Source organism: Cellulomonas sp. JZ18 (assembly GCF_009720485.1).
GTDB lineage: Bacteria > Actinomycetota > Actinomycetes > Actinomycetales > Cellulomonadaceae > Cellulomonas.
In genome coordinates this window covers 2,696,091-2,716,123 of sequence record NZ_CP045245.1, presented here as the reverse complement: position 1 = coordinate 2,716,123, position 20,033 = coordinate 2,696,091, and the positions used below count along the sequence as shown (strand labels likewise).

Annotated in this window: 20 protein-coding genes, 1 other RNA gene and 2 pseudogenes; 19 read left to right on the top strand and 4 right to left on the bottom strand. The window is 75.0% G+C overall.

Annotated features, from left to right (window positions below; genetic code table 11):
* Positions 1–7: 7 nt before the first annotated feature.
* The 4 genes and pseudogenes from ftsX (at position 8) to GC089_RS12340 (ending at position 4,905) form a co-directional block, all read left to right on the top strand.
* Positions 8–921, top strand: a pseudogene (gene ftsX, locus GC089_RS12355) (permease-like cell division protein FtsX).
* Between the two features lies 1 nt (position 922).
* On the top strand, positions 923–2,377 hold the full coding sequence (locus GC089_RS12350) for a M23 family metallopeptidase (protein WP_230684780.1): 1,455 nt from the start codon (positions 923–925) through the stop codon (positions 2,375–2,377).
* A 130-nt stretch (positions 2,378–2,507) separates the two neighbouring features.
* A pseudogene (gene smpB / locus GC089_RS12345) lies at positions 2,508–2,953 on the top strand (SsrA-binding protein SmpB).
* Positions 2,950–4,905 (top strand): DUF2207 domain-containing protein, encoded by a 1,956-nt coding sequence (locus tag GC089_RS12340; protein WP_230684779.1) that lies wholly within the window; start codon positions 2,950–2,952, stop codon positions 4,903–4,905. Before smpB ends, GC089_RS12340 begins: the two are co-directional and overlap by 4 nt.
* 24 nt (positions 4,906–4,929) lie before the next feature.
* Here the strand turns inward: GC089_RS12340 and GC089_RS12335 are convergent, their stop codons facing one another.
* Positions 4,930–6,363, bottom strand: coding sequence for an NAD(P)/FAD-dependent oxidoreductase (locus tag GC089_RS12335; protein WP_155377916.1), 1,434 nt, complete (start codon positions 6,361–6,363; stop codon positions 4,930–4,932).
* A gap of 187 nt (positions 6,364–6,550) precedes the next feature.
* Between GC089_RS12335 and GC089_RS12330 the strand changes: the two genes are divergently transcribed.
* Positions 6,551–8,146, top strand: a complete 1,596-nt coding sequence (locus GC089_RS12330; RefSeq protein ID WP_155377915.1) for a RecQ family ATP-dependent DNA helicase — start codon at positions 6,551–6,553, stop codon at positions 8,144–8,146.
* Positions 8,147–8,218: 72 nt separating this feature from the next.
* On the top strand, positions 8,219–8,467 hold the full coding sequence (locus GC089_RS12325) for a DUF6480 family protein (protein ID WP_155377914.1): 249 nt from the start codon (positions 8,219–8,221) through the stop codon (positions 8,465–8,467).
* Positions 8,468–8,571: 104 nt separating this feature from the next.
* Here GC089_RS12325 and GC089_RS12320 read toward each other — a convergent pair whose 3' ends face one another.
* Both GC089_RS12320 and GC089_RS12315 read right to left on the bottom strand, forming a co-directional pair.
* Positions 8,572–8,874, bottom strand: a complete 303-nt coding sequence (locus GC089_RS12320; protein WP_155377913.1) for a DUF427 domain-containing protein — start codon at positions 8,872–8,874, stop codon at positions 8,572–8,574.
* Between the two features lie 128 nt (positions 8,875–9,002).
* On the bottom strand, positions 9,003–10,064 hold the full coding sequence (locus GC089_RS12315) for an ATP-dependent DNA ligase (RefSeq protein ID WP_155377912.1): 1,062 nt from the start codon (positions 10,062–10,064) through the stop codon (positions 9,003–9,005).
* Positions 10,065–10,290: 226 nt separating this feature from the next.
* Here GC089_RS12315 and GC089_RS12310 point away from each other — a divergent pair, with 226 nt between their 5' ends.
* The 12 genes from GC089_RS12310 (at position 10,291) to GC089_RS12255 (ending at position 18,194) form a co-directional block, all read left to right on the top strand.
* Positions 10,291–10,695, top strand: a complete 405-nt coding sequence (locus GC089_RS12310) for a hypothetical protein (RefSeq protein WP_155377911.1) — start codon at positions 10,291–10,293, stop codon at positions 10,693–10,695.
* 157 nt (positions 10,696–10,852) lie between these two features.
* Positions 10,853–11,329, top strand: a complete 477-nt coding sequence (locus GC089_RS12305) for a hypothetical protein (RefSeq protein ID WP_155377910.1) — start codon at positions 10,853–10,855, stop codon at positions 11,327–11,329.
* The gene (locus tag GC089_RS12300; RefSeq protein ID WP_230684778.1) at positions 11,326–11,775 is read left to right on the top strand and encodes a hypothetical protein; all 450 of its coding nucleotides are present in this window, start codon (positions 11,326–11,328) and stop codon (positions 11,773–11,775) included. The genes GC089_RS12305 and GC089_RS12300 overlap by 4 nt, the downstream gene beginning before the upstream one ends.
* Positions 11,775–12,305, top strand: coding sequence for a hypothetical protein (locus GC089_RS12295; RefSeq protein ID WP_155377909.1), 531 nt, complete (start codon positions 11,775–11,777; stop codon positions 12,303–12,305). Before GC089_RS12300 ends, GC089_RS12295 begins: the two co-directional genes overlap by 1 nt.
* Before the next feature lie 515 nt (positions 12,306–12,820).
* Complete coding sequence (locus GC089_RS12290) at positions 12,821–13,117, top strand: hypothetical protein (protein WP_155377908.1); 297 nt, start codon at positions 12,821–12,823, stop codon at positions 13,115–13,117.
* Positions 13,118–13,217: 100 nt separating this feature from the next.
* On the top strand, positions 13,218–13,682 hold the full coding sequence (locus tag GC089_RS12285; RefSeq protein ID WP_155377907.1) for a hypothetical protein: 465 nt from the start codon (positions 13,218–13,220) through the stop codon (positions 13,680–13,682).
* A gap of 288 nt (positions 13,683–13,970) precedes the next feature.
* Complete coding sequence (locus GC089_RS12280) at positions 13,971–14,948, top strand: peptidase (RefSeq protein ID WP_155377906.1); 978 nt, start codon at positions 13,971–13,973, stop codon at positions 14,946–14,948.
* A 150-nt stretch (positions 14,949–15,098) separates the two neighbouring features.
* Positions 15,099–15,465: a transfer-messenger RNA gene (gene ssrA, locus GC089_RS12275) on the top strand.
* Between the two features lie 181 nt (positions 15,466–15,646).
* On the top strand, positions 15,647–16,840 hold the full coding sequence (locus GC089_RS12270; RefSeq protein WP_155377905.1) for a hypothetical protein: 1,194 nt from the start codon (positions 15,647–15,649) through the stop codon (positions 16,838–16,840).
* The gene (locus GC089_RS12265; protein ID WP_155377904.1) at positions 16,840–17,289 is read left to right on the top strand and encodes a hypothetical protein; all 450 of its coding nucleotides are present in this window, start codon (positions 16,840–16,842) and stop codon (positions 17,287–17,289) included. The genes GC089_RS12270 and GC089_RS12265 overlap by 1 nt, the downstream gene beginning before the upstream one ends.
* Positions 17,290–17,316: 27 nt before the next feature.
* Entirely contained in the window at positions 17,317–17,607 is a 291-nt protein-coding gene (locus GC089_RS12260) for a WXG100 family type VII secretion target (protein WP_155377903.1), read from the top strand.
* A gap of 74 nt (positions 17,608–17,681) precedes the next feature.
* Positions 17,682–18,194, top strand: a complete 513-nt coding sequence (locus tag GC089_RS12255) for a hypothetical protein (protein ID WP_155377902.1) — start codon at positions 17,682–17,684, stop codon at positions 18,192–18,194.
* A 34-nt stretch (positions 18,195–18,228) separates the two neighbouring features.
* Here the strand turns inward: GC089_RS12255 and GC089_RS12250 are convergent, their stop codons facing one another.
* Positions 18,229–19,236 carry an NAD(P)-dependent alcohol dehydrogenase gene (locus tag GC089_RS12250; RefSeq protein WP_155377901.1) on the bottom strand — a complete coding sequence of 336 codons (1,008 nt, stop codon included), beginning with the start codon at positions 19,234–19,236 and terminating at the stop codon, positions 18,229–18,231.
* A gap of 115 nt (positions 19,237–19,351) precedes the next feature.
* Between GC089_RS12250 and GC089_RS12245 the strand changes: the two genes are divergently transcribed.
* Positions 19,352–20,032: a TetR/AcrR family transcriptional regulator gene (locus GC089_RS12245; RefSeq protein ID WP_155377900.1), complete on the top strand. Its 681-nt coding sequence runs from the start codon at positions 19,352–19,354 to the stop codon at positions 20,030–20,032.
* Position 20,033: the final 1 nt, after the last annotated feature.

Here is a 20,033-nt window from a genome sequence, read left to right as displayed (position 1 = left end):
ATCGACCGTGCGCCTCCAGTTCATCCTCTCCGAGATCGGCATCGGCCTGCGCCGCAACCTGTCGATGACGGTCTCGGTCGTCCTCGTCACGTTCGTCTGCCTCACCTTCCTCGGCGCCGCGGCCCTGCTGCAGACGCAGATCGGGAAGATGAAGGACGACTGGTACGACAAGGTCGAGGTCTCCGTCTTCCTCTGCCCGGCCAACTCCGCCGAGCGCACGTGCGCTGCCGGCGAGGTCACCGAGGAGCAGCGCCAGGACATCCTCGGCGCGCTCGAGGCGCCCGAGGTCGCGCCGTACATCGAGGAGATCTACACCGAGACCAAGGAGGAGGCGTACGAGTCGTTCCAGCGGCAGTTCGGCGACCAGTTCTGGGCGTCGGCCGCGACGGTGGACGACATGAACGCCTCGTACCGCATCAAGCTCACGGACCCGAGCAGTACCAGGTGGTCGCGGACGTCGTGTCGGGCAGACCCGGTGTCGAGGACGTCGAGGACCAGCGACGGCTGTTCGACAACCTGTTCCTCGTGCTGGACCGCGCGACGTGGGCGGCGGGCGGCATCGCGGCGATCATGCTGCTCGCGGCGGTCCTGCTCATCACGACCACGATCCGGCTGTCGGCACTGAGCCGGCGCCGCGAGACCGGCATCATGCGCCTCGTGGGCGCGTCGACGCTGTTCATCCAGCTGCCGTTCATGCTCGAGGGCGCGATCGCGGCGACGATCGGCGCCGCGCTGGCGGTCACCGGGCTGTGGTTCGGGGTCGAGTACCTCGTCACCGACTGGCTCGGGCAGTCCGTCACGTGGGTGCCGTACGTGAGCACCGCCGACGTGCTGGCCATCGCCCCGCTCCTGCTCGTGGTCGCGATCGTGCTCGCCGCGATCTCGTCCCTCGTCACCCTGAGCCGCTACACGAAGGTCTGACATGCGACGACGCCACGACCGGACCCCGCGACCCGCCGACGCCCCGGCGCCGCACCCGATGCGCTCCGCCCTGCGGGGGCGCGGTCCCGGGGGTGCGCTGGTCGCCTTCCTGGCCGCGGCGGCCGTCGCGCTCCCGGCGCTGCTGGGGGTCGCCGGCCCCGCCGTCGCGGACGACCTGTCGAACCGCCGCGCGGCCGCCGAGCAGCGCCGCGCCGCCGCCGACCAGCGCGCCGCCGACCTCGCCGCGGCGATGGAGGAGCTCGACGGCGCACTGGCGACGGCCGTCGCGGAGCTCGCGGCCGTCGAGGCGCAGCTGCCGCAGGCGCAGGCGGCCCTCGACGCGGCCGTCGCCGCCGCGAAGGCCGCCCAGCGCGAGGCGGACCTGCAGGCCGCCCGGCTGGCCGCGGCCGAGGACGAGGAGACGGCGATCGCCGAGCAGATCGTCGTGGACGACGCCCGCGAGGACGAGATCCGCGCCGCCATCGGGCAGATGGCGCGCGAGGCCTACAAGGGCGGGCGGGACGTATCCGGCATGAGCGTCATGCTCGACGCCGAGAGCTCGCAGGACTTCGTCCAGCGGTACGGCATGGTGTCGACGGCGATGCGCACGCAGGCGCAGGTGCTCGACGAGCTGCAGGAGATCGTCGCCAAGAACAAGAACGCGCAGGCCCGTCAGGCCGCCGTGCGCGACAAGGTCGCCGAGATCAAGGCCGCGGCCGACCAGAAGCTCGTCGAGGCCGAGCAGGCGCAGGCCGCGGCCGAGGCCGCGAAGGTCGAGGTCGAGCGGCTGCTCGCCGAGCAGCAGGCGAAGAAGGCGTCGATCGAGGCGCAGAAGGCCGAGGCGGCCGCGCAGGCGGCGGCCGTCGACGCCGAGCGGCAGGCCGTGGCGTCGGAGCTCGCGCAGATCATCGAGCAGCAGCGTCAGCAGCGCGCCGCCGAGGAGGCGGCGCGGGCCGCGGCCGGGCAGAAGCCGAGCACCGGGGGCGGCGGTGGCGGCGGTGGCGGTGGCGGCGGGACGAGCGCCCCGCCCGGCGGTGCGAAGCCCGGCGCGCTGTTCGCGAACCCGACCGCGCACAACCCGATGTACGTGACGTCGAAGTACGGCATGCGCCTGCACCCGGTGCTGGGCTACTACCGCATGCACGCCGGCATCGACCTGCGTGACCGGTGCGGCGAGCCCGTGTACGCCGGGCGGGCGGGCACCGTGCAGTGGACCCGCTTCCGCAGCGGCTACGGCAACCAGGTGATGATCGACCACGGCTGGGTCAACGGCTCGTCCCTGATGTCGAGCTACAACCACATGTCCTCGTTCCGCGTCGGCGCCGGGCAGAGCGTGCAGGCGGGTCAGCTGCTCGGCTACGCGGGCAACACGGGGACGTCCGCCGCGTGCCACCTCCACTTCGAGGTGTACATCGACGGCGCGACGCGCGACCCGGCGCCGTACCTCGGCCTCTGACGGACGCCGTTCGCCCTGGGCAATCACCTGGGGCGCGTCGGACAGGCGCGGGTAGGCTCGTGCGGCACCCCAGCACAGCGAGCACCAGGAGGACCGAGCCGTGGCCAAGGCGACGACGACCGGGCGCACCATGGTCGCGGCCAACCGCAAGGCCCGGCACGACTACGTCATCGAGGACGTCCTCGAGGCGGGCATGGTGCTGTCCGGCACCGAGGTGAAGGCGCTGCGCGCCGGGCGTGCCTCGCTCATCGACGGGTGGGTGGAGGTCGACGGCGGCGAGGCGTGGCTGCACGGCGTGCACATCCCGAGTACTCGCAGGGCACGTGGACCAACCACGCGCCGCGCCGCAAGCGCAAGCTGCTGCTGCACCGCCAGGAGATCGACCGCCTGGAGGCGCGGACCCGCGAGAAGGGGCAGACGATCGTCCCGCTCGCGCTCTACTTCCTCGACGGGCGGGCGAAGATCGAGATCGCGCTGGCGCGGGGCAAGCGCGAGTACGACAAGCGCCAGGCGCTGCGCGAGCGCCAGGACAACCTGGAGGCGCAGCGCGCCATGCGCGAGAAGCGCGACCGGTGAGGCGCGGGGACGCGGCCGGCGGTCCGGACGCGCCCGTGCCGGACGACGACGTCCGCGCGGTCGTCGGGGCGGTGCGACGCCTCACGGTGCTCGCGCTCGTCGTCCTCGTCGCGCTCGGCGTGATCCTGCTCGCCCCGTCGTCGGCCCGCGCGGTGGCGCCCGCCCGTCCGGGCGACCTCACGTCCGGCCGCGAGATCACCCGCTACGAGGCCCGTGCGGACGTCGCCGACGACGGCGCGGTCCGCGTCGAGATCGAGCTCGACTTCGACTTCGGCGACGACCCGGGGCACGGGCCGTACCTCACCTACCCGACGCGGGTGCCGTACGACGACGAGCTCGACCGCGTCTTCGCGTACTCCGACGTCACCGTCTCCAGCCCCACCGGCGCTCCGGCCGACCTGCACCGGGAGGACGAGGGCGCCGCCCTCGTGCTGCGCATCGGCGACGAGGACGTCGACGACGTCTCGGGCGTGCAGACCTACCGGGTGGCGTTCACGGTGCGGGGCTGGCTCAACCCGGCCAACGCGCAGCACTCGGGCGACGAGCTGTACTGGGACGTCATCGGCGGCGGGTGGGAGGTGCCGCTGTCGGACCTGCGCGTCACCGTCACGGGTCCGGCGGCCGTCGAGGGCGCGGCCTGCTTCGCGGGGCCCGAGGGGGCGACGACGCCCTGCGGGTCCGCCTCCGCCGACGGCACGTCCGCGACGTTCACGCAGGACGTCGTGCCCGTCGGCGACCGGTTCACGACCGTGACGGGCTGGCCCGGCGGCACCTTCACCGGCGCCGAGCCGATCCTGCGCGAGAAGCTCGACCCGTTCGCCCCGGTCCGGCCCGCGAGCGCGGGCGGCGCCGCCGCGGCGGGGGTGCTGGCGCTCGGCACGGCCCTCGCGGTGCGCCGGGTGCGGCGCACGGGGCGCGACCGCGCGTACCTCGGCCTGACCCCGGGGCTGCGCCCGGTCGCGGGGCAGGAGGCGGCGATCGGGCACCGCGACCGGCGCGACGCCGTCACGGTCCGGTTCACGCCGCCGGAGGGGGAGCGGCCGGGTGAGGTCGGCACGCTCGTGGACGAGAAGGCCGACCCCGTGGACGTCACGGCCACGATCATCGACCTCGCCGTGCGCGGGTGGCTGCGCATCGAGGAGGTGCCGCCGGCGCGCGAGGGCCGCAAGGCCGACGACTGGACGCTCGTGCGGCTGCGGCACGACACCGAGGGCCTGCTGCCGTTCGAGGCGCTGCTCGTGCGCGAGCTGTTCCAGGGGCGGGACGAGGTGCGCCTGTCGGAGCTGAGGACGACGTTCGCCGCGTCCATGGGCAAGGTGCAGGACCTGCTGTACGAGCACGTCACGGAGGCCGGGTGGTTCCGTGCGAACCCGAAGGCGGTCCGCACGGCGTGGGGCGTCACGGGCGTGCTGCTCCTCCTCGTGGGCGTCATCGGGGTGGTCGTGCTGATGGCCGCGGGCGTCCAGTCCGCGCCGGGGCTCGCGCTCGTCCCGGCGGCGCTGGGGCTCGTCGGCGTCGTCGTCCTGGCCCTGTCCGGCGCGGCGCCGGCGCGCACCGCCGACGGCACGGCGGTGCTCGCGCAGACCCTCGGGTTCCGTCGCTACCTGGCGACCGCCGAGGCCGAGCAGCTGCGGTTCGAGGAGGGCGAGGACCTGTTCTCGCGCTACCTGCCGTACGCGATCGTGTTCGGCCTGGCCGAGCGGTGGGCGCGCGTCTTCGCGGACCTCGCCGCGCAGGGCCGTGACGTCGCACAGCCCGACTGGTACGTGGGCTCGTGGACGACCGGGCCCTACTTATGGGGCACGGGCTTCGCGGGCGCGATGGACCGGTTCCAGACGGTCGCGACGGACGCGATCAGCGCGCCGACGCCCGGCTCGTCGGGCGGGTCCGGCTTCTCGGGCGGGGGCTACTCCGGCGGTGGCGTCGGCGGTGGCGGCGGGGGCGGCTGGTAGGCGACCGACCCGGTCGTCGGCGCGTCAGGTCCCGCGTGCGTCCTGGTCCCCGCGGTCGGTCACGCGGGCCTCGTCGTCGGCTGCGTCCGCACCCGACCCGGACCGCGCCCCGGGCGCGAGCTCGCGGGACCCGAAGGTCGTGCCGCCCTCGCGCCGCAGGGCGTTGCGGCCGATGACCTGCTGCCACGTCGCGGCGCGCTCGGCGCGGCCGCGGCCGACGAACGACACGGCCCAGTGCAGCAGGGTGGTCACGCGGTTCTTGAAGCCGACCAGGTAGAACAGGTGCACCCCGAGCCAGAGCAGCCACGCGGGGAACCCGGAGGTCTCGACGCGGCCCACCGTCGCGACGGCGAAGAAGCGGGACACCGTCGCCATGCTGCCCTTGTCGTGGTACTCGAAGGGCCGGCCCGTGGGGCGGCCGTCGACCCGTCGGCGGATCTGCTCGGCCGCGTGCTCCGCGCTCTGCATGGCGACCTGCGCCACGCCCGGCAGCCCGTCGAGCTTCATGAGGTCGCCGATGACGAACACCTCGGGATGCCCCCGCAGCGTGCAGTCCGGCTCGACGGGGACCCGTCCGGAGCGGTCGGCCTCCACGCCGGCCCGCTCGGCGAGCACTCGCCCGATCGGCGCGCCCTGCACACCGGCGGCCCAGATCTTGCACGACGACGGCAGCCTGCGCCGCTCACCGTCGCCGTTCTCGACCTCGACGCCCTCCTGGTCGACGTCGACGACCTTCCAGCCCGTCCAGATCTCCACGCCCTGCTCCTCGAGCTCACGCGTCGCGGCGCGGCTGAGGCGCTCGGGGTAGCCCGGCAGCACGTGGTCGACCGGGTCGACGAGCAGCACGCGCGTGCGGCGCGGGTCGACGTGCCGGAACTGCCCGGGCAGCACGCGGTGCGCGAGCTCGGCGACCTGCCCGGCCATCTCGACGCCGGTCGGACCGGCCCCGACGACGACGAACGTGAGCAGCCGCTCCACGGCCGCCTCGTCGCGGGTCACCTCCGCCAGCTCGAACGCGCCGAAGATGCGCCCGCGGATCTCGAGCGCGTCGTCGAGGCTCTTCATGCCCGGCGCGTGCTCGGCGAACTCGTCCCGCCCGAAGTACGACTGCCCGGCGCCCGCCGCCACCACGAGGCTGTCGTAGCGGGTGCGCGTCACGCCGGCGGGGGAGCGGTGCACCACCTCGCGCGCGTCGAGGTCCACGTCCTCCACGACGCCGAGCAGCACCCGCGCGTTGCGCTGACGGCGCAGCACGTCGCGCGTCGCGGGTGCGATCTCGCCCGACGACAGCACGCCCGTCGCCACCTGGTACAGCAGCGGCTGGAAGAGGTGGTGGTTGGAGCCGCTGACGACGGTGACGCGCACACCGGGTGCGCTCGCGAGCGCACGCGTCGCGAACAGGCCGCCGAACCCGGAGCCGACGACCACGACGTCGTGGGGACGCTGCGACGGGCTCATGGGGGACCTCCGGGGTGGGGGCGGACGGGACGAGTCGACCGTACGTGCGCCCCGCCGGACCCGCGCGACGGCCGCGTGACGCTCGTCGCAGCGGGTGCGGGGAACGGGCGTTCACCGCGCGCCGGGGGCCGGCGGTGGGTAGGACGGTGCGGGGCCGCCGCACCGGCGCGCCGGACGGAGGTGGCGGGTGGACGTCGACGCCGCGGTGACGCGCGTGCTGGGTGAGGGGGTCGAGCTGCGGGAGTCGCAGCGCGACGCCCTCGCGGGACTGGCGGAGCACGACACGCTCCTCGTGGCCCGCACGGGGGCGGGCAAGACGGCGGTGTACGCGGTGGCGACGCTCGTCGCCGAGCGGCTGACGGTCGTGGTCTCGCCGCTCCTCGCGCTGCAGCGCGACCAGGTGACCTCGCTGCGCGAGTCGGGGCTGCGGGCGGCGTCGGTCAGCTCCGCGCGGACCGCCGCGCAGCAGCGCGAGGCGCTCGAGGCGGCGGCGTCCGGCGACCTCGACGTGCTGCTGCTCGGACCGGAGCAGCTCCAGCGGGAGGTCGTCCTCGACGCCCTCCAGCAGGCGGACGTGGGGCTCGTCGTGGTCGACGAGGCGCACTGCGTGAGCGAGTGGGGGCACGACTTCCGGCCGGACTACCTGCTCGTCGGCTGGGCCGTGCACCGGCTCGGCGACCCCCGCGTGCTGGCGCTCACCGCGACAGCCTCCGCGCACGTGCGCGAGGAGATCGTCGCCCAGCTCGAGATGCGCGACCCGCGCGTGCTCGTGCACGACGCCGACCGCCCGAACATCTGGCTCGGCGCACGCCCCGCGGCCAGCGAGGACGAGCGCGACGCGTACGTGCGCGAGGCCGTGCTCGACGAGCCGGGCGCCGTCATCGTCTACGCACGCACCCGCGCGCACACCGAGGCCCTCGCGGGGGCGCTCGCGGAGGACGGGCGCCCCGCGCTCGTCTACCACGCGGGCCTGCCGGCCAAGGAGCGCTCCGCGGCCCAGGACCGGTTCCTGTCCGGGGACGCCGACCTCGTCGTCGCGACCTCGGCGTTCGGCATGGGCGTCGACCGGGCCGACGTGCGCCTCGTCGTGCACGCCGGGCCGCCCACGACGCTCGACTCGTACTACCAGGAGGTCGGCCGCGCGGGCCGTGACGAGGAGCCGGCGCGTGCGCTCGTCGTGCACCGCCCCGAGGACCACGGCCTGGCCCGCTACCAGCGGGCGAGCGGCGGGTCGCGCCCGCAGACGCTGACCTCCGTCGTCCGTGCGCTCGAGGAGGGACCGGCCGACCAGGCGACGCTGGCGGAGCGCACCGAGCTCGCGCGCCGCACGGTCGCGCGCGCCCTCGGCGAGCTGCAGCGCGTCGGGGCCGTCCGGGACGACGACGGGAGGTTCCGGACCGTCGAGGGCGCTCGGGTCCGCCGCGTCCTCGCCGACGTCAAGGCCGAGCGCGAGCGCCGAGCACGGCTCGAGACGTCCCGCGTCGACCTCGTCCGCACCTACACCGACACGACGGACTGCCGCCGGCGGCTGCTGCTCGAGCTGCTGGGCGAGGAGCGCCGCGACGTGTGCGGGCACTGCGACTCGTGCGACGCCGGGACTTCGGTGCGGGCGTCGGAGGACCGCGTGCGACCCGGCCAGGCCGTGCGGCACCAGGAGTTCGGGCCGGGCGTCGTGTCCGTCGTCGAGGCGGACCGTCTGACGGTGCTCTTCGAGGACCGCGGGTACGTCACGCTCGACACCGACGTGGCGCTGGACGCCGAGATCCTCACGGTGGAGGGCTGACCGGCGCCTCCGGTTGCCGTCCGGGTGGCCGGGGGCGACGGTGGAGCGAGCAGTCCGGAGAGAAGGGGACGCATGAGCCAGTCACCCGGGGCGAGCACCCCCGACCCGCAGCCCGACGACACGCCCGGCCTGGAGGCCGGCGGAGGCGTGAACCCGGGGGACACCCCGCCCGGGGAGTCGTCGACCACGTCGGGGCTGTCCGCGCACCAGCCGAAGGTCGGGTCCACCGGGTCGAACTGGCTCGTCTACGCGATCGTCGGCGTGGTCGTCGTGCTGGTCGGCCTGTACTTCGTCGGCTACGCGATCGGGATCGGCGACTGACCGAGGCGCGACCACGTGTCGAGCGCACCACGCGTCGCACGAGCGCACCGGAGACGAGTGGTGCGCTCACCCGATGACCGGTGCGCTCGCGGTGCGGGCCGTGGTCAGCGGACCTCGACGTCCGGGGAGAACGCGACGTAGCCGCTGAAGTCCGCGCCGACGCGCTCGAAGGCGCTGGGGTACGGGTGCGGGTAGGACCAGGCCTGGTCCGCGCGCAGCTCGTCCCCGTCGCGGACGGACCAGTACTGGCACTCGCCCTTCCAGGGGCAGACGTACGGCGTGGGCGACGTCTCCAGCAGGTCCGTGCGGACGCTGGCCGGCGGGAAGTAGACGTTCCCCTCGATGTGCAGCACGTCGGACTCGGCGGCCTCGGCGAGGACGGTGCCGTTCAGGGTGGCGGTGGGCATGGCGACCTCCGGGTGACGTGGGGGGCGGCGGTCTGCCGTCCTTCCGCACGGTAGGCCGGGGACGGGCGTCCGTCGAGGTCCGGGTGCGCCGGCGGTCGAGGTGGTGCACCGGCTCGTCCGACGGGCGCTCAGCCGCCGAGGATCTGCGCGAGTTCGAACCGCACCGGCTCGTCGAGCTGGGCGTAGGTGCACGAGCGCGGGTCGCGGTCGGTGCGCCAGCGGCGGAACTGCGCGGTGTGCCGGAACCGGTCGCCCTCCATGTGGTCGTACGCGACCTCGACGACGAGCTCGGGGCGCAGCGGGACGAACGACAGGTCCTTCTGCGCGTTCCAGCGGCTGACGGCACCGGGCATGCGGCGGTCGGCGTGGGCCGACTGGTCCGCCCACGAGCCCCACGGGTGCTCGGCCAGGTCGACGTCGCGGTAGGGCGCGAGGTCGTCGAGCAGGCTCTTGCGGCGTGCCATCGGGAACGACGCGCTCACGCCGACGTGCTGCAGGTGCCCGTCGTCGGACCACAGCCCCAGCAGCAGCGAACCGACCACGTCGCCCGTCTTGTGCCACCGGAAGCCCGCGACCACGCAGTCGGCCGTGCGCTCGTGCTTGACCTTGAACATCGTCCGCTTGTCGGGCTGGTAGGTGCCGTCGAGCGGCTTGGCGACGACCCCGTCGAGGCCGGCGCCCTCGAACTGCGTGAACCACCGCTGCGCCTCGTCCATGTCGCCGGTCGCGGGCGTGACGTGCACCGGCGCCTGCGCGTCGGCCAGCGCCTCGACCAGCCGCGCGCGGCGCTCGCGGAAGGGCGTGCGCATGAGGTCCTCGTCGCCCAGCGCCAGCAGGTCGAACGCGACGAACGACGCGGGCGTCTGCCCGGCGAGCAGCTTGACGCGCGAGGCCGCGGGGTGGATCCGCTGCTGGAGGGCATCGAAGTCGAGCCGGTCGCCGGTGACGACGACGATCTCCCCGTCGACCACGCAGCGCTCCGGCAGGTTCTCCTTGAGCGCCGCGACGAGCTCGGGGAAGTAGCGCGTCATCGGCTTCTCGTTGCGGCTGCCCAGCTCCACGTCGTCGCCGTCGCGGAAGACGATCGTGCGGAACCCGTCCCACTTCGGCTCCACGTGCCCCACGTCGGGGATCTCCTTCACCGACTTCGCGAGCATCGGCGCGACGGGCGGCATCACGGGCAGGTCCATGGGGCCATCGTGGGCCAGACCACCGACAGCCGCACAGGTGGTGCGTCCCCAGGGCGGACGGAGATCGCACGTTCTCTCCGCGTCCCCGACAGGAGATATTCGCGAGAGTCATGGTGGGCATGGCCTCTACGGTTGCCGGCAGGCGAAACGAGACAGGCGCGCGGGTCGTGGTTGCGCTCGACGCGCGCGTGATCACGGCTCACTCGGAGAGGATCGGCACGAGTCGATGCAGTTCCACCACGAGGGCATCGACTTCTCGGAGCTGGGGGGCGATCTCGTCACGGACTACCTGGTGTCCGTCCAGGCAGATCTCACCATCGTCGATCGAGACGTGGTCATCTACGACGAGCCGTGCTTCCCGGTCGCGGAGCTGGCGTGGAGTCTGACCCGGTGGCTGCGCGCCGTCGAACGCCAGGACTTTCGGCTCGACTCCCTGTCGTCCTCCCTCATCGGGCTGGTCACCATCGCGCGAGAAGGCAACGGGTGGGTCGTCTTCTCCGAACAGTCCTCTCACGTGCGGAGCGGACCGGTGTCGGACGACGTCATCGAGGCATGTGCTCGTGACTTCATCTCCAGCGTCTCGCGGGATCTCACCGCCTACGGCGTCGATCCCGACCGGATCATCGGCTGATGGTGGACCCCACGGTGCTCGTCCACCTGGAAGGAGCGCCCATGGACAGGACCCGCGAACGCCCTGCAGGTCCTGCGCGAGCGGGCGCCGCCCGGCACCACCGCGAGTCCCGACGCACGGACGACGCCGGGACGTTGCCGAGCACGACGGAGGAACGATGATGGAGCACGTCCTGGTCGAGAGCGTGCGCGACGGGTTCTCGCTCGACCCGCGCCCCTACCTCGAGCGGCTGCCGGTGCTCGCGGAGCGACTGCCGCCCGGGGCTGCCGCGTTCGCCCTGGACCCCGACCACTACGACTTCGGCTCGGTCCGCTGCGTCAAGGACCTGCGCCTGTCCGCCCTCGTCGTGCGGGACTCCCGGGACCGGCTCGCGGTGGAGCTGCAGCTGGGTCCCCACCGCTTCAAGCACGACGCCGGCCTGGTCATCACCTACCGCGACGTGACCGGGCTGGTCGTGGAGCCGGGCGACCGCGGCGCGCTCGACGGCGGCTGGGCCGACACCCGGCTCGGCAGCGTGCAGCTCGACGAGGTCGTCCCGCACGCGGACGGGTGCAGCCACGAGATCGCCCTGACCGACGGACGCATCCGGGTGACGGCGGCCGACCTCACCGCGCGCTGGCAGGAGCCGGCGTGACCCTGGAGTGGGAGGGGGCCGTGACGACGGAGCCCGCCCCCGTCCCGAGCGCCGGCAGCGGGTGCGTGAGGGGAGCGGAGGCGTCGCCGGCGCACGCCGCGGTCGAGCACGAGGACCTGCCGCGCCTGCGGGACCTGCTCGACGCGGGGACCGACGTCGAGGAGGTGGCGGGCGGCCTGACGCTGCTGCAGCACGCGGTGGACGTCGAGATCGACGCGCACGTCCAACGGGGCGCGCCGCTGCACGTGGACACGACGGCGTACCTGCTCGCGCGCGGCGCGGACCCCCTTGCGCGGGGTGCGCACGGCGCCGGGTCGGCGCTCCAGGCGGCGCGCCTGGGCGGGCACTGGCTCGCGGTCGCGCTGATCGAGTCCCACCTCGCGGCCGGCGGTCGTGCCGGTGCGCCGGGCTCGGCCCGGCCGGCCGAGGCACCGAAGGGCGCGTGATGGACGTCGAGCGGCTCGCGGGACGCGACCTGCACGATCTGGTGCGGGCGCTGGCGGAGCCGCCCGCGCCGGCGGACCTCGGCGCGGGACGGTGGCGGGCCCTCGTCTGGCTGCTGACGCACGCCGTCCAGACGGACGGCCCGACCCTGGACGAGCAGGCCTGGGTCGTGTGCAGCCCGGTGGTCGTCGACGTGCTGGCGCGTGCGGTCGAGGCGGGGGCGCTCGGGTCCGACGACGCGCTCGTGCGGCGCCTGCACCTCACGGCGTTCGCGCTGGCGTGCGCCGGAGGGCCCAGGCCCGGGGTGGCGCTGCTCGACGCACGGGCCGCGGTCGACCTCGTGCTGGCGGCGCTGCCCTCCGACCCGGCGCAGCTCGCGGCCGACGCCGCGCGCTGGCGGGACCTGCCGCGAGACCGGATGCACCGCCTGCGGCAGGTGAAGAACCTCCTGGCGCCCGCCCTCGTCGTGAGCGAGCGCGCCGGGGACCCGCGGCTGGACGACTGGCGCGCGGTCCACGCGGTCCTGCCCTGAGCCCCGGCCGGGGCCCCTGCGCCCGCGGGAGCGCCCGCGTGGGAACTGCGGCCCCGCGAGGGCGGTCGTCGGGCAGGATCGTCGGCATGGTCACCGCAGGGGACGGGTGGGTCCCGCGCAAGCACGGCCGGCCCCGCCCGCGCCCCGAGCCGCGGCGGTGACGTCGTCGGCCCCCGGTGGACCCGCACGCGGGCTGGACGGGCGACCGCGCGGCCGGGCGTTGCACGGCACGGTCATGGCCGTTCGAGGGGAGGACGCCCCTCGTGGGCGGAGAGCCGCTACCGTCGACGCGCGAGAAGTACTGCCTCGTACGGGCAGCGTCGCGCCGGCTGGTGACCCCCGGCCGAGCGGTGCTGCGTCGGCGCGCACCGAGCTGTCCGGGGGACGTCGTGGGGCTTCCCCTGCGCCTGTGGGTGCGCGGCGCCGTCGGACCGTGCACCGCGCGTCCCGGTCCGGTGGCGTCGTGGTGGTCGGCCTCGGCATGTGAGGGGGTCCGGTGGCTCTGGAGGTCTGCGGTGGGTCGGAACCTGCACCTGCACAACATGGTCCACGCCCGTGTGCACGCGGACGTGGCTCTCGACGGCGAGCTCGACAGGGTGGCCGACGCCACCGCCGGCGGTGGCGGCCTCCTGGGTGACATGAACCTTCACAGCGACACGATGTTCAACTCCTTCCAGCTTCAGCGCGTCATCGACGAGCTCGACGTGCTGGCGCGGGACCGGCCCGATCTTCGCGACGACGCGAACAAGCTCCGGGAGGTGGCGCTGCTGATGGCGAGGAGCGGTGGGTACTTCTGGATCGTCGGTGACTGAGCCGGCAGGTCCACCGGGGGAGCGCGGTCGGGTCGCTGGCGCGGCGGACGGGCTGCGGGCGGACGGCGTGGCACGGTCCGCCGCGACGCGGCGTCCGCCCGTGCGTTTCGTCGTCGGGGTCGGCAACGCCGAGCGCTACCGCCAGGTCGTCGCCGGGCTCGACCCGGACTACCCGTACGAGGTGCGGCAGGGTGGCGTCGCCGCCGTGGGGGCCGGCTGCGACGCGCAGCTGATGATGTTCCCCCTCGCGGCCGAGCGGTACGCGGGGGCCGACCCCCGCAGCCGCGCGGCGCAGGTGCTCGTCAACGACCGCGGTGACGGTGGCACGCCGGTCGTCGTCGCGCTGCCCACCCTCGCGCTCGACGCCGACCTCCGGCCGGTGACGCACGGACGCACGCACCGGGAGCACGTCACGTGGGCGATCACGTCCGCGCTAGCGGCGCTGGAGGACGCGTGCGGGGACCTCGACGGCCTGACGGTGCTCCTGCACCTGGAGGCGGCCGCCATGGACGCGCGTCCGCTCGAGGTGCTCGACGTGCTGCGCACGGTCGGGGCCGGGCTGTGAGCGGCCGCGCCGCACCCGGCGTCCGGCGGAGGACCTGCCGCGCCTGCGGGACCTGCTGGACGCGGGAGCGGACGTCGAGGCGGTGACGGGCGGCCTGACGTTGCTGGAGCACCCGGTGGACGTCGAGGTCGACGCGCACGTCCGGACGGGCGCCCCGCCGCACGGACGGCCCCGGCCGTGCGGTGGTCCCGGTCGCGCAGGGGCCGCTCGGGTGACGTCGCGGACGCGGGCGGCACCCGCCGGTGCGCCGCGCTCACGGTCCGGTGCGTGCCGGTCGATGATGCCGGGATGAGCACGCCGGACGACCTGCCCCGCGCGCCGTCGGGGCGCATCCCGCAGTGGGTCGTGGACGACGCGCGACGCGCTGACGACGCGCGGCGCGGTCCGGGCGCGCCGGCGTCGCCACCGACGTCGTGGGGCGTGCAGGACGCCCGGCGGGCCCGCGGACGACGCCTGGTGCCGCTGCTCGTCGCCCTGCTCCTGGCCTCGCCCCTCGCGGTCCAGCTGGTGCGCTGGGTCGAGGCGCACCCCGACCTCGGGTCGGTGTGGGAGTCCCTGACCGCGTCGCCCGGCGAGCTGCGGGCCCTCGGTGGACCGCCGCCGGGGCAGGGCGAGGCGCCGGTCCCGATCGGTACGCCGCCGTCGGTCGACCCCGCGGGCGGCGCGTACGCGTTCAGCGCGACGCAGGTCGTCGACGGCGTGGAGGTCCCCGTGGCGTGGTCGCCGTGCCGCCCCATCCGCTACGTGGTGAACCCCGCGGGTGCGCCGGACGGCTTCGCGGCCACGGTCGGGGCGGTCATGGCCGAGGTGACGGCGGCGACGGGCCTGCAGGTCCTCGACGTCGGCAGCACCGACGAGCCCGTGACGACGGACCGTCCGGCCTACCAGCCGGACCGGTACGGGGAGCGGTGGGCGCCCGTGCTGCTCGGGTTCGCCGACGAGTCGACGGAGCCGCTGCTCGCCGGCGACGTCGCGGGCCTCGGCGGTCCGGCGACGGCCGAGCGGCCCGACGGCGTGCGCGTGCACGTGAGCGGCGCGGTCGTGCTCGACGCCGCGACGCTCGCCGACCCGCCCCTGCCGGACGGCACCCCGTCGTGGTTGCCGACGCTGCGCCACGAGGTCGCGCACGTCCTGGGGCTCGACCACGTGGACGACGCGACACAGCTCATGCACCCGCGCCGGTCCCACGCCGTGACGACGTTCCAGGCTGGCGACCGCGCGGGGCTGGCGGCGCTGGGGCGCGGGGTGTGCGCACCGGACCTGTGACGGCCGTGCACCGCCGTGCACCGGGCGGCGGACGTGGCCCCGCCGGCGGGAATGCCGGGGACGCGGGGCACGTTGTGCCGTACGCTGGACCTCACCGACCGTCCCCCCGCGAGGGGTGCGGCACGGTGCTTGACAAGTGAACACACCCCTGGGGGTGATCGGTTTCGACGGTGGTCGTCGATCCAGGAGAAGCGGGTCGAGGACGCACGGTTATCTCGTAAACGCTCCGTGCGACTCATAGGTGCCGATAACAAGCGCACCGACTTCGCCCTCGCCGCCTGAGCGAGCCTCGAAGTCCGTCAGCCTAAGCATGCTCTCGGCTTAGTCACTGGCGTCATCTAGAGAGCCACTGCTGTCCGTCCTCGTCGGTGGGGCGGGCGGGACTCCTAGCCGACTGGGCCTGTCCACGTCTTGTCCGTGTGAACGTGGGGGCCGAGAAACTCGCTAGCGGACTGCACCCGGAGAATCCCTGGTTCCACGTCATCGGACGCGGGTTCGATTCCCGCCACCTCCACTCCCAGCCCCCGCCGCACGTCGGCGCGGACCGAAGGCCGTCGTCCCCGCGCGGGGCGGCGGCCTTCGTCGTGCCCGGGCCCGGGAGCGCCCGGCCCGTGCGAGAGCCGTCCGACCAGGTGACGCGCCGTCCGGGGCGTCCGGTCCGCCGGTAGAGTCCCGCTTCGGCTTCTCCGGGAGGGTGTGTGGACGTCGACTTCGCGAACCTGGGCCTCGCCCAGCAGGTGCTGGACCGCCAGGAGGGGCACGCCCGGGCGACCCGGGACCACCTCGAGCAGTACGCCCGCCTGGACGGCGACCTCGGGCTGATCCTGCAGCTGCTGCTGCCGGTCAACGAGGCCCTGGTGGACGGCGCGTGCCAGGTGCTCGACCTGTCGGCGCAGGTCTACGGGACCGCCGCCGAGCGGATGGGGCAGACGCGCGAGGCGTACGTGGAGGCCGAGCGCACCGCCGCGGCCGCCGTCGCGGAGGTCGCCGGTCTCCTGGGCACGCACACCGCGCCGTACCGGGAGCCCGAGACCCCCCGGCTGGGCGCGGCGCAGCAGGGTGCGCCGGAGCGGTACGGCGAGCCGGACGGGAACCTGTTCCACCAGGCGTTCTGGGACGGGTACAACGCCGCCGCGTGGGCGCACCGCACCGGCGGGGACGTCGGGCAGCGGCTGCGCGACGGCCTGGCGTCCCAGCGCTCGGTGACGGAGGCCGTCGCCGTGCGGGAGTTCCTCGTGGCCCCGCAGGCGGACGACCCGGAGATCGAGTCGATCCGCTGGAAGGCGGGGCTGCTGCTGGGCAGCGTCGACTGGGTGTTCGAGAAGCTGTTCGGCTACTCGCTGCTCGAGGAGATCACCAAGCCGTTCGCGGGCAACTGGGTCCGCGTCCGCGAGGCGTCGATGGCGTGGCGGCACACCGGCGACGCGCTCGGCGGCATCGCGTCGAACACGACCGGGCTCGTGCCGCCGATGGCGAGCTGGACGGGTGCCGGGTCCGAGGCGTTCCTGCTGGCCGCTGCGGCGGTCGGGCGCGCGCACGAGGCCGTCGCCGGCGTACCGGGCACGGTCGCGACGATGCTCACGGGGCTCGTGGTCGTGTGCAAGGAGATCGCCTCGCAGATCATGAAGGTGCTGCGCCGCGTCAGCGAGAAGCTCATGCGGATGGCGGTCGAGGCGGCCGTGCCCGTCGCGGGCTGGATCGTCGCCGGCATCGAGGCGGCCGTCATGGTGCAGGAGATCGTCGACGACGTCCTGTGGGCGTACAAGTGGGTCAACATCGCCTACGACCTGGTCTCCGGCATGGTGCAGGGCCAGACGGCGGTGGTGGACGCGACGATGCGCATGGTCGACCTGGCCGAGGGCTTCGCCCGCGCCGCGGCGGCGAGGGTCTGATGGCGACCGGAGCCGCGGACGGGGGCACGCCCGACCTGCCCGAGCTGTTCGACCGCGTCCTGCGGGCGCTGCGCGAGGGGGGCGCCGCGCTCGACGCCCGGCTGGCCCGCGAGGCGGAGGAGGACGCCCGCGCCGACGAGGAGCGCGCGCAGGCCGCTCGCAGCGGCGCCCTCGGGCGGGAGTGGCAGGTGGTGCAGCAGCGCGTCGACCTGGGCCGCACGACCCTCGCGGACGTCTTCTCGGGCGTGGACACCTCGCCGCAGGCGCGTGCGCTGCGCGAGCTGTCCGCACAGCGCCTGGCCGAGGTGCACGACCAGTGGCGCGCGCAGGACGAGGACGAGACCGAGCCGGAGCCCAGCCCGGCGCGCGTGGTGACCGGCGCGGCGGAGCAGTCGCGGCGGCACCACGACGAGCTGGCGCAGCGGATCGCGCGGGAGCTGCGGCGGTGACGGGGACGACGAGGCGGGAGGTGCGCCGTGGCTGACGTGACGGCGGAGTACGAGGAGCTGCTGCGGGTGGCGGGGACCGTCGAGGCGGGGAGCGCCGGGATCGGCGACGAGCGCGCCCGGCTCCTCGCTGCGGCTCGCGACCTCGGCGGCCGCTGGACGGGTGCGGCCCAGCGGGCGTTCGGCGGCGCGCACGGCGCGTGGGACGGCGAGATGGCGCACCTCGAGCAGGTGCTCGCCGCCGCGGCGGACGCCGTGCGGACCTCGTCGGCGGCGTACCGGCGCGCGGACGAGGCGGTCGCGCGGGCCTGGTCGCTGTGAGGGGACGCGGCGCGGACGCCGGCGGCGTACGCCTCGTCGGCACGGGCCTGCTGCCGCGGGCGCACCGTGCACTGGTGCGTGAGGCGCCCGAGCACGCCGTCGCGCGGGCGGTCGACTCCCTCCTCGCGCAGGGGTTCGTGCCGGGGGCGCCTGCGCTCGAGGCGGAGCTCGCGCGGCTCGCGCCGACGTGGACGACGCGGGTCGTCGAGATCGGCGACGACGCGGCCACCTGGCGCCGCGGGCTGGTCTCGGACGTGGTCGACGTGGTGACGCTCGGCCTCGCGGGCCGCTTCGTGCCGCGGAAGGTCGAGAAGACCTGGGTGGTCGTCACGGCACGCCCCACGGCCGACGGCACGGACGTCGTGCTCGCGCCGCTCGCCGGGCGCTGGGGACAGGCGGACACCGGCGGCACGACCGCGAAGCCGTGGGTCGACGCGGCCGCCGGCGCCCTCGTGCAGGCGTGGCGCGCGGGCGGCGTGCTCCTGCGGGAGCCGACGACCACCCCGTTCGTCGGCGACCGGGACTGCCCCGCCTACCCGCGCACGTTCCGGCGCGCGCAGAAGGAGGTCCGCGCCCGGCGCGCGTGAGCCTGACCTCGCCGTGCGCCGGCCCCTGCCGGGCTCACGGCAGGACGAGCAGGACGTTCCCGCGCTTGCGTCCGGTGTCGACGTACCGGTGCGCCGCGACGACGTCGTCGAACGCGAACGTGCGGTCCACCACGGGCCGCAGCACGCCCTGCTCGGCGAGCGCGACGAGGCGGCGCAGCCGCTCGGGGACACCGGGGCCGGCGCCGCGGAACGTGACGAGCCCGCCCAGCCGGCGGCTGTGCCACGCCGCCGTCGCCATCCCCGCCAGGTCGCCGACGACCATCAGCAGGGTCCCGCCACGCCGGAGCACGGGGGCCACCCGGGCGTACGGCGCGTTGCCGACGCACTCGACGACGACGTCGTAGCGCTCGTCCTCGCGCGCGAAGTCGGTCGTCCCGTAGTCGACGACGCGGGCGGCCCCCAGGCCGCGCACCAGGTCCGCGTTGGCGCCGCTGCACACCCCCGTCACGTGCGCCCCCGCGGCGGCGGCCAGCTGGACGACGGCCGTCCCGACCGCCCCCGACGCGCCGTTGACCAGGACGCGCGTGCCCTCCCGCAGGTCCACGTGCGCGAGGAACGACAGGGCCGTCATGCCGCCGAACAGCAGCGCGGCGCCCTCGACGAAGGACAGCGCCGCCGGCTTGCGGACCGCGTGGTTGGCACGCACGGTGACGAGCTCGGCGTGGCAGCCCATCGCGAGGTCGCGCACGACGAGCACCTCGTCGCCGACGCCGAGGTCCGTGACCCCGTCCCCGAGCGCCTCCACCACGCCCGCGCCGTCGACCCCGAGGACGGGGTGGCGCGGACGGCGCCAGCCGAGGAACGGGATCGTCGCCAGGCGCATCCCGCGGGGGACGTCCCGGGCGCGGATGCGGTGGTCGGCGACCGTGACGGACGCCGCGCGCATCCGGACGAGCACCTCGCCCGGGGCGGGCCGCGGACGGGGGACGTCGGCGAGCCGCACGACCTCCGGTCCGCCGAAGCGGTCGGCGACCGCCGCGCGGGTCGTGGTGGACGTGGGCGCGGTGCTGGTCTCGCTCATGGCCGTCTCCCTTACGTCGTAAGTCTTACGTCGTAAGGTAGACCGTCCGCACCGCCGCGTCCAGAGGCCGGCCGCGGCCCCGTCGTACAGTGAGGGCCGATCGCGAGGAGGTGGGATGCCCACGCGCAGCACGGCTGCCCGCGCGCGCCTGACCCGCGAGCGCGTGCTCGAGACTGCTCGCGACCTCGCCGACCGCGAGGGCCTGGACGCCCTGACGATGCGCCGCCTCGCGGAGGCCCTCGGGGTCGAGGCGATGTCGCTGTACCACCACGTGCCGAACAAGGACGCGATCCTCGACGGCCTCGTCGAGCTCGTGTTCACCGAGATCGAGGCGGAGGTGGGGGGCTTCGGCTCCACGTCCACGCCCGGCACGTGGCGAGGAGACCTGCGTGCCCGCGTCCTCGGGGCGCGCCGCGTCCTGCTGCGGCACCCGTGGCTCCCGGGGCTGCTGGAGGCGCGCGCCGTGCTCGCGCCGACGATGGCGCGCTACGTCGACGGCGTGGTGGGGCTCATGCGCGACGGGGGCCTCTCCTACGACCTCGTGCACCACGCGCTGCACGCGCTCGGCAGCCGCATGTACGGGTTCACCCAGGAGCTGCGGCTGGACGACCCGGACGGCGGTGCCACCGAGATCGACCCGGCGCTGCTGGCGATGGTGCCGAACCTCGCGGGCATGCTCGCCGAGGTCGTGCACGACGACCCCGGGAGCACCCTCGGCTGGTGCGACGACCAGAGCGAGTTCGAGTTCGGCCTCGACCTGCTGCTGGACGGCCTGGAGCGGCTCGGGCGGCGCTGAC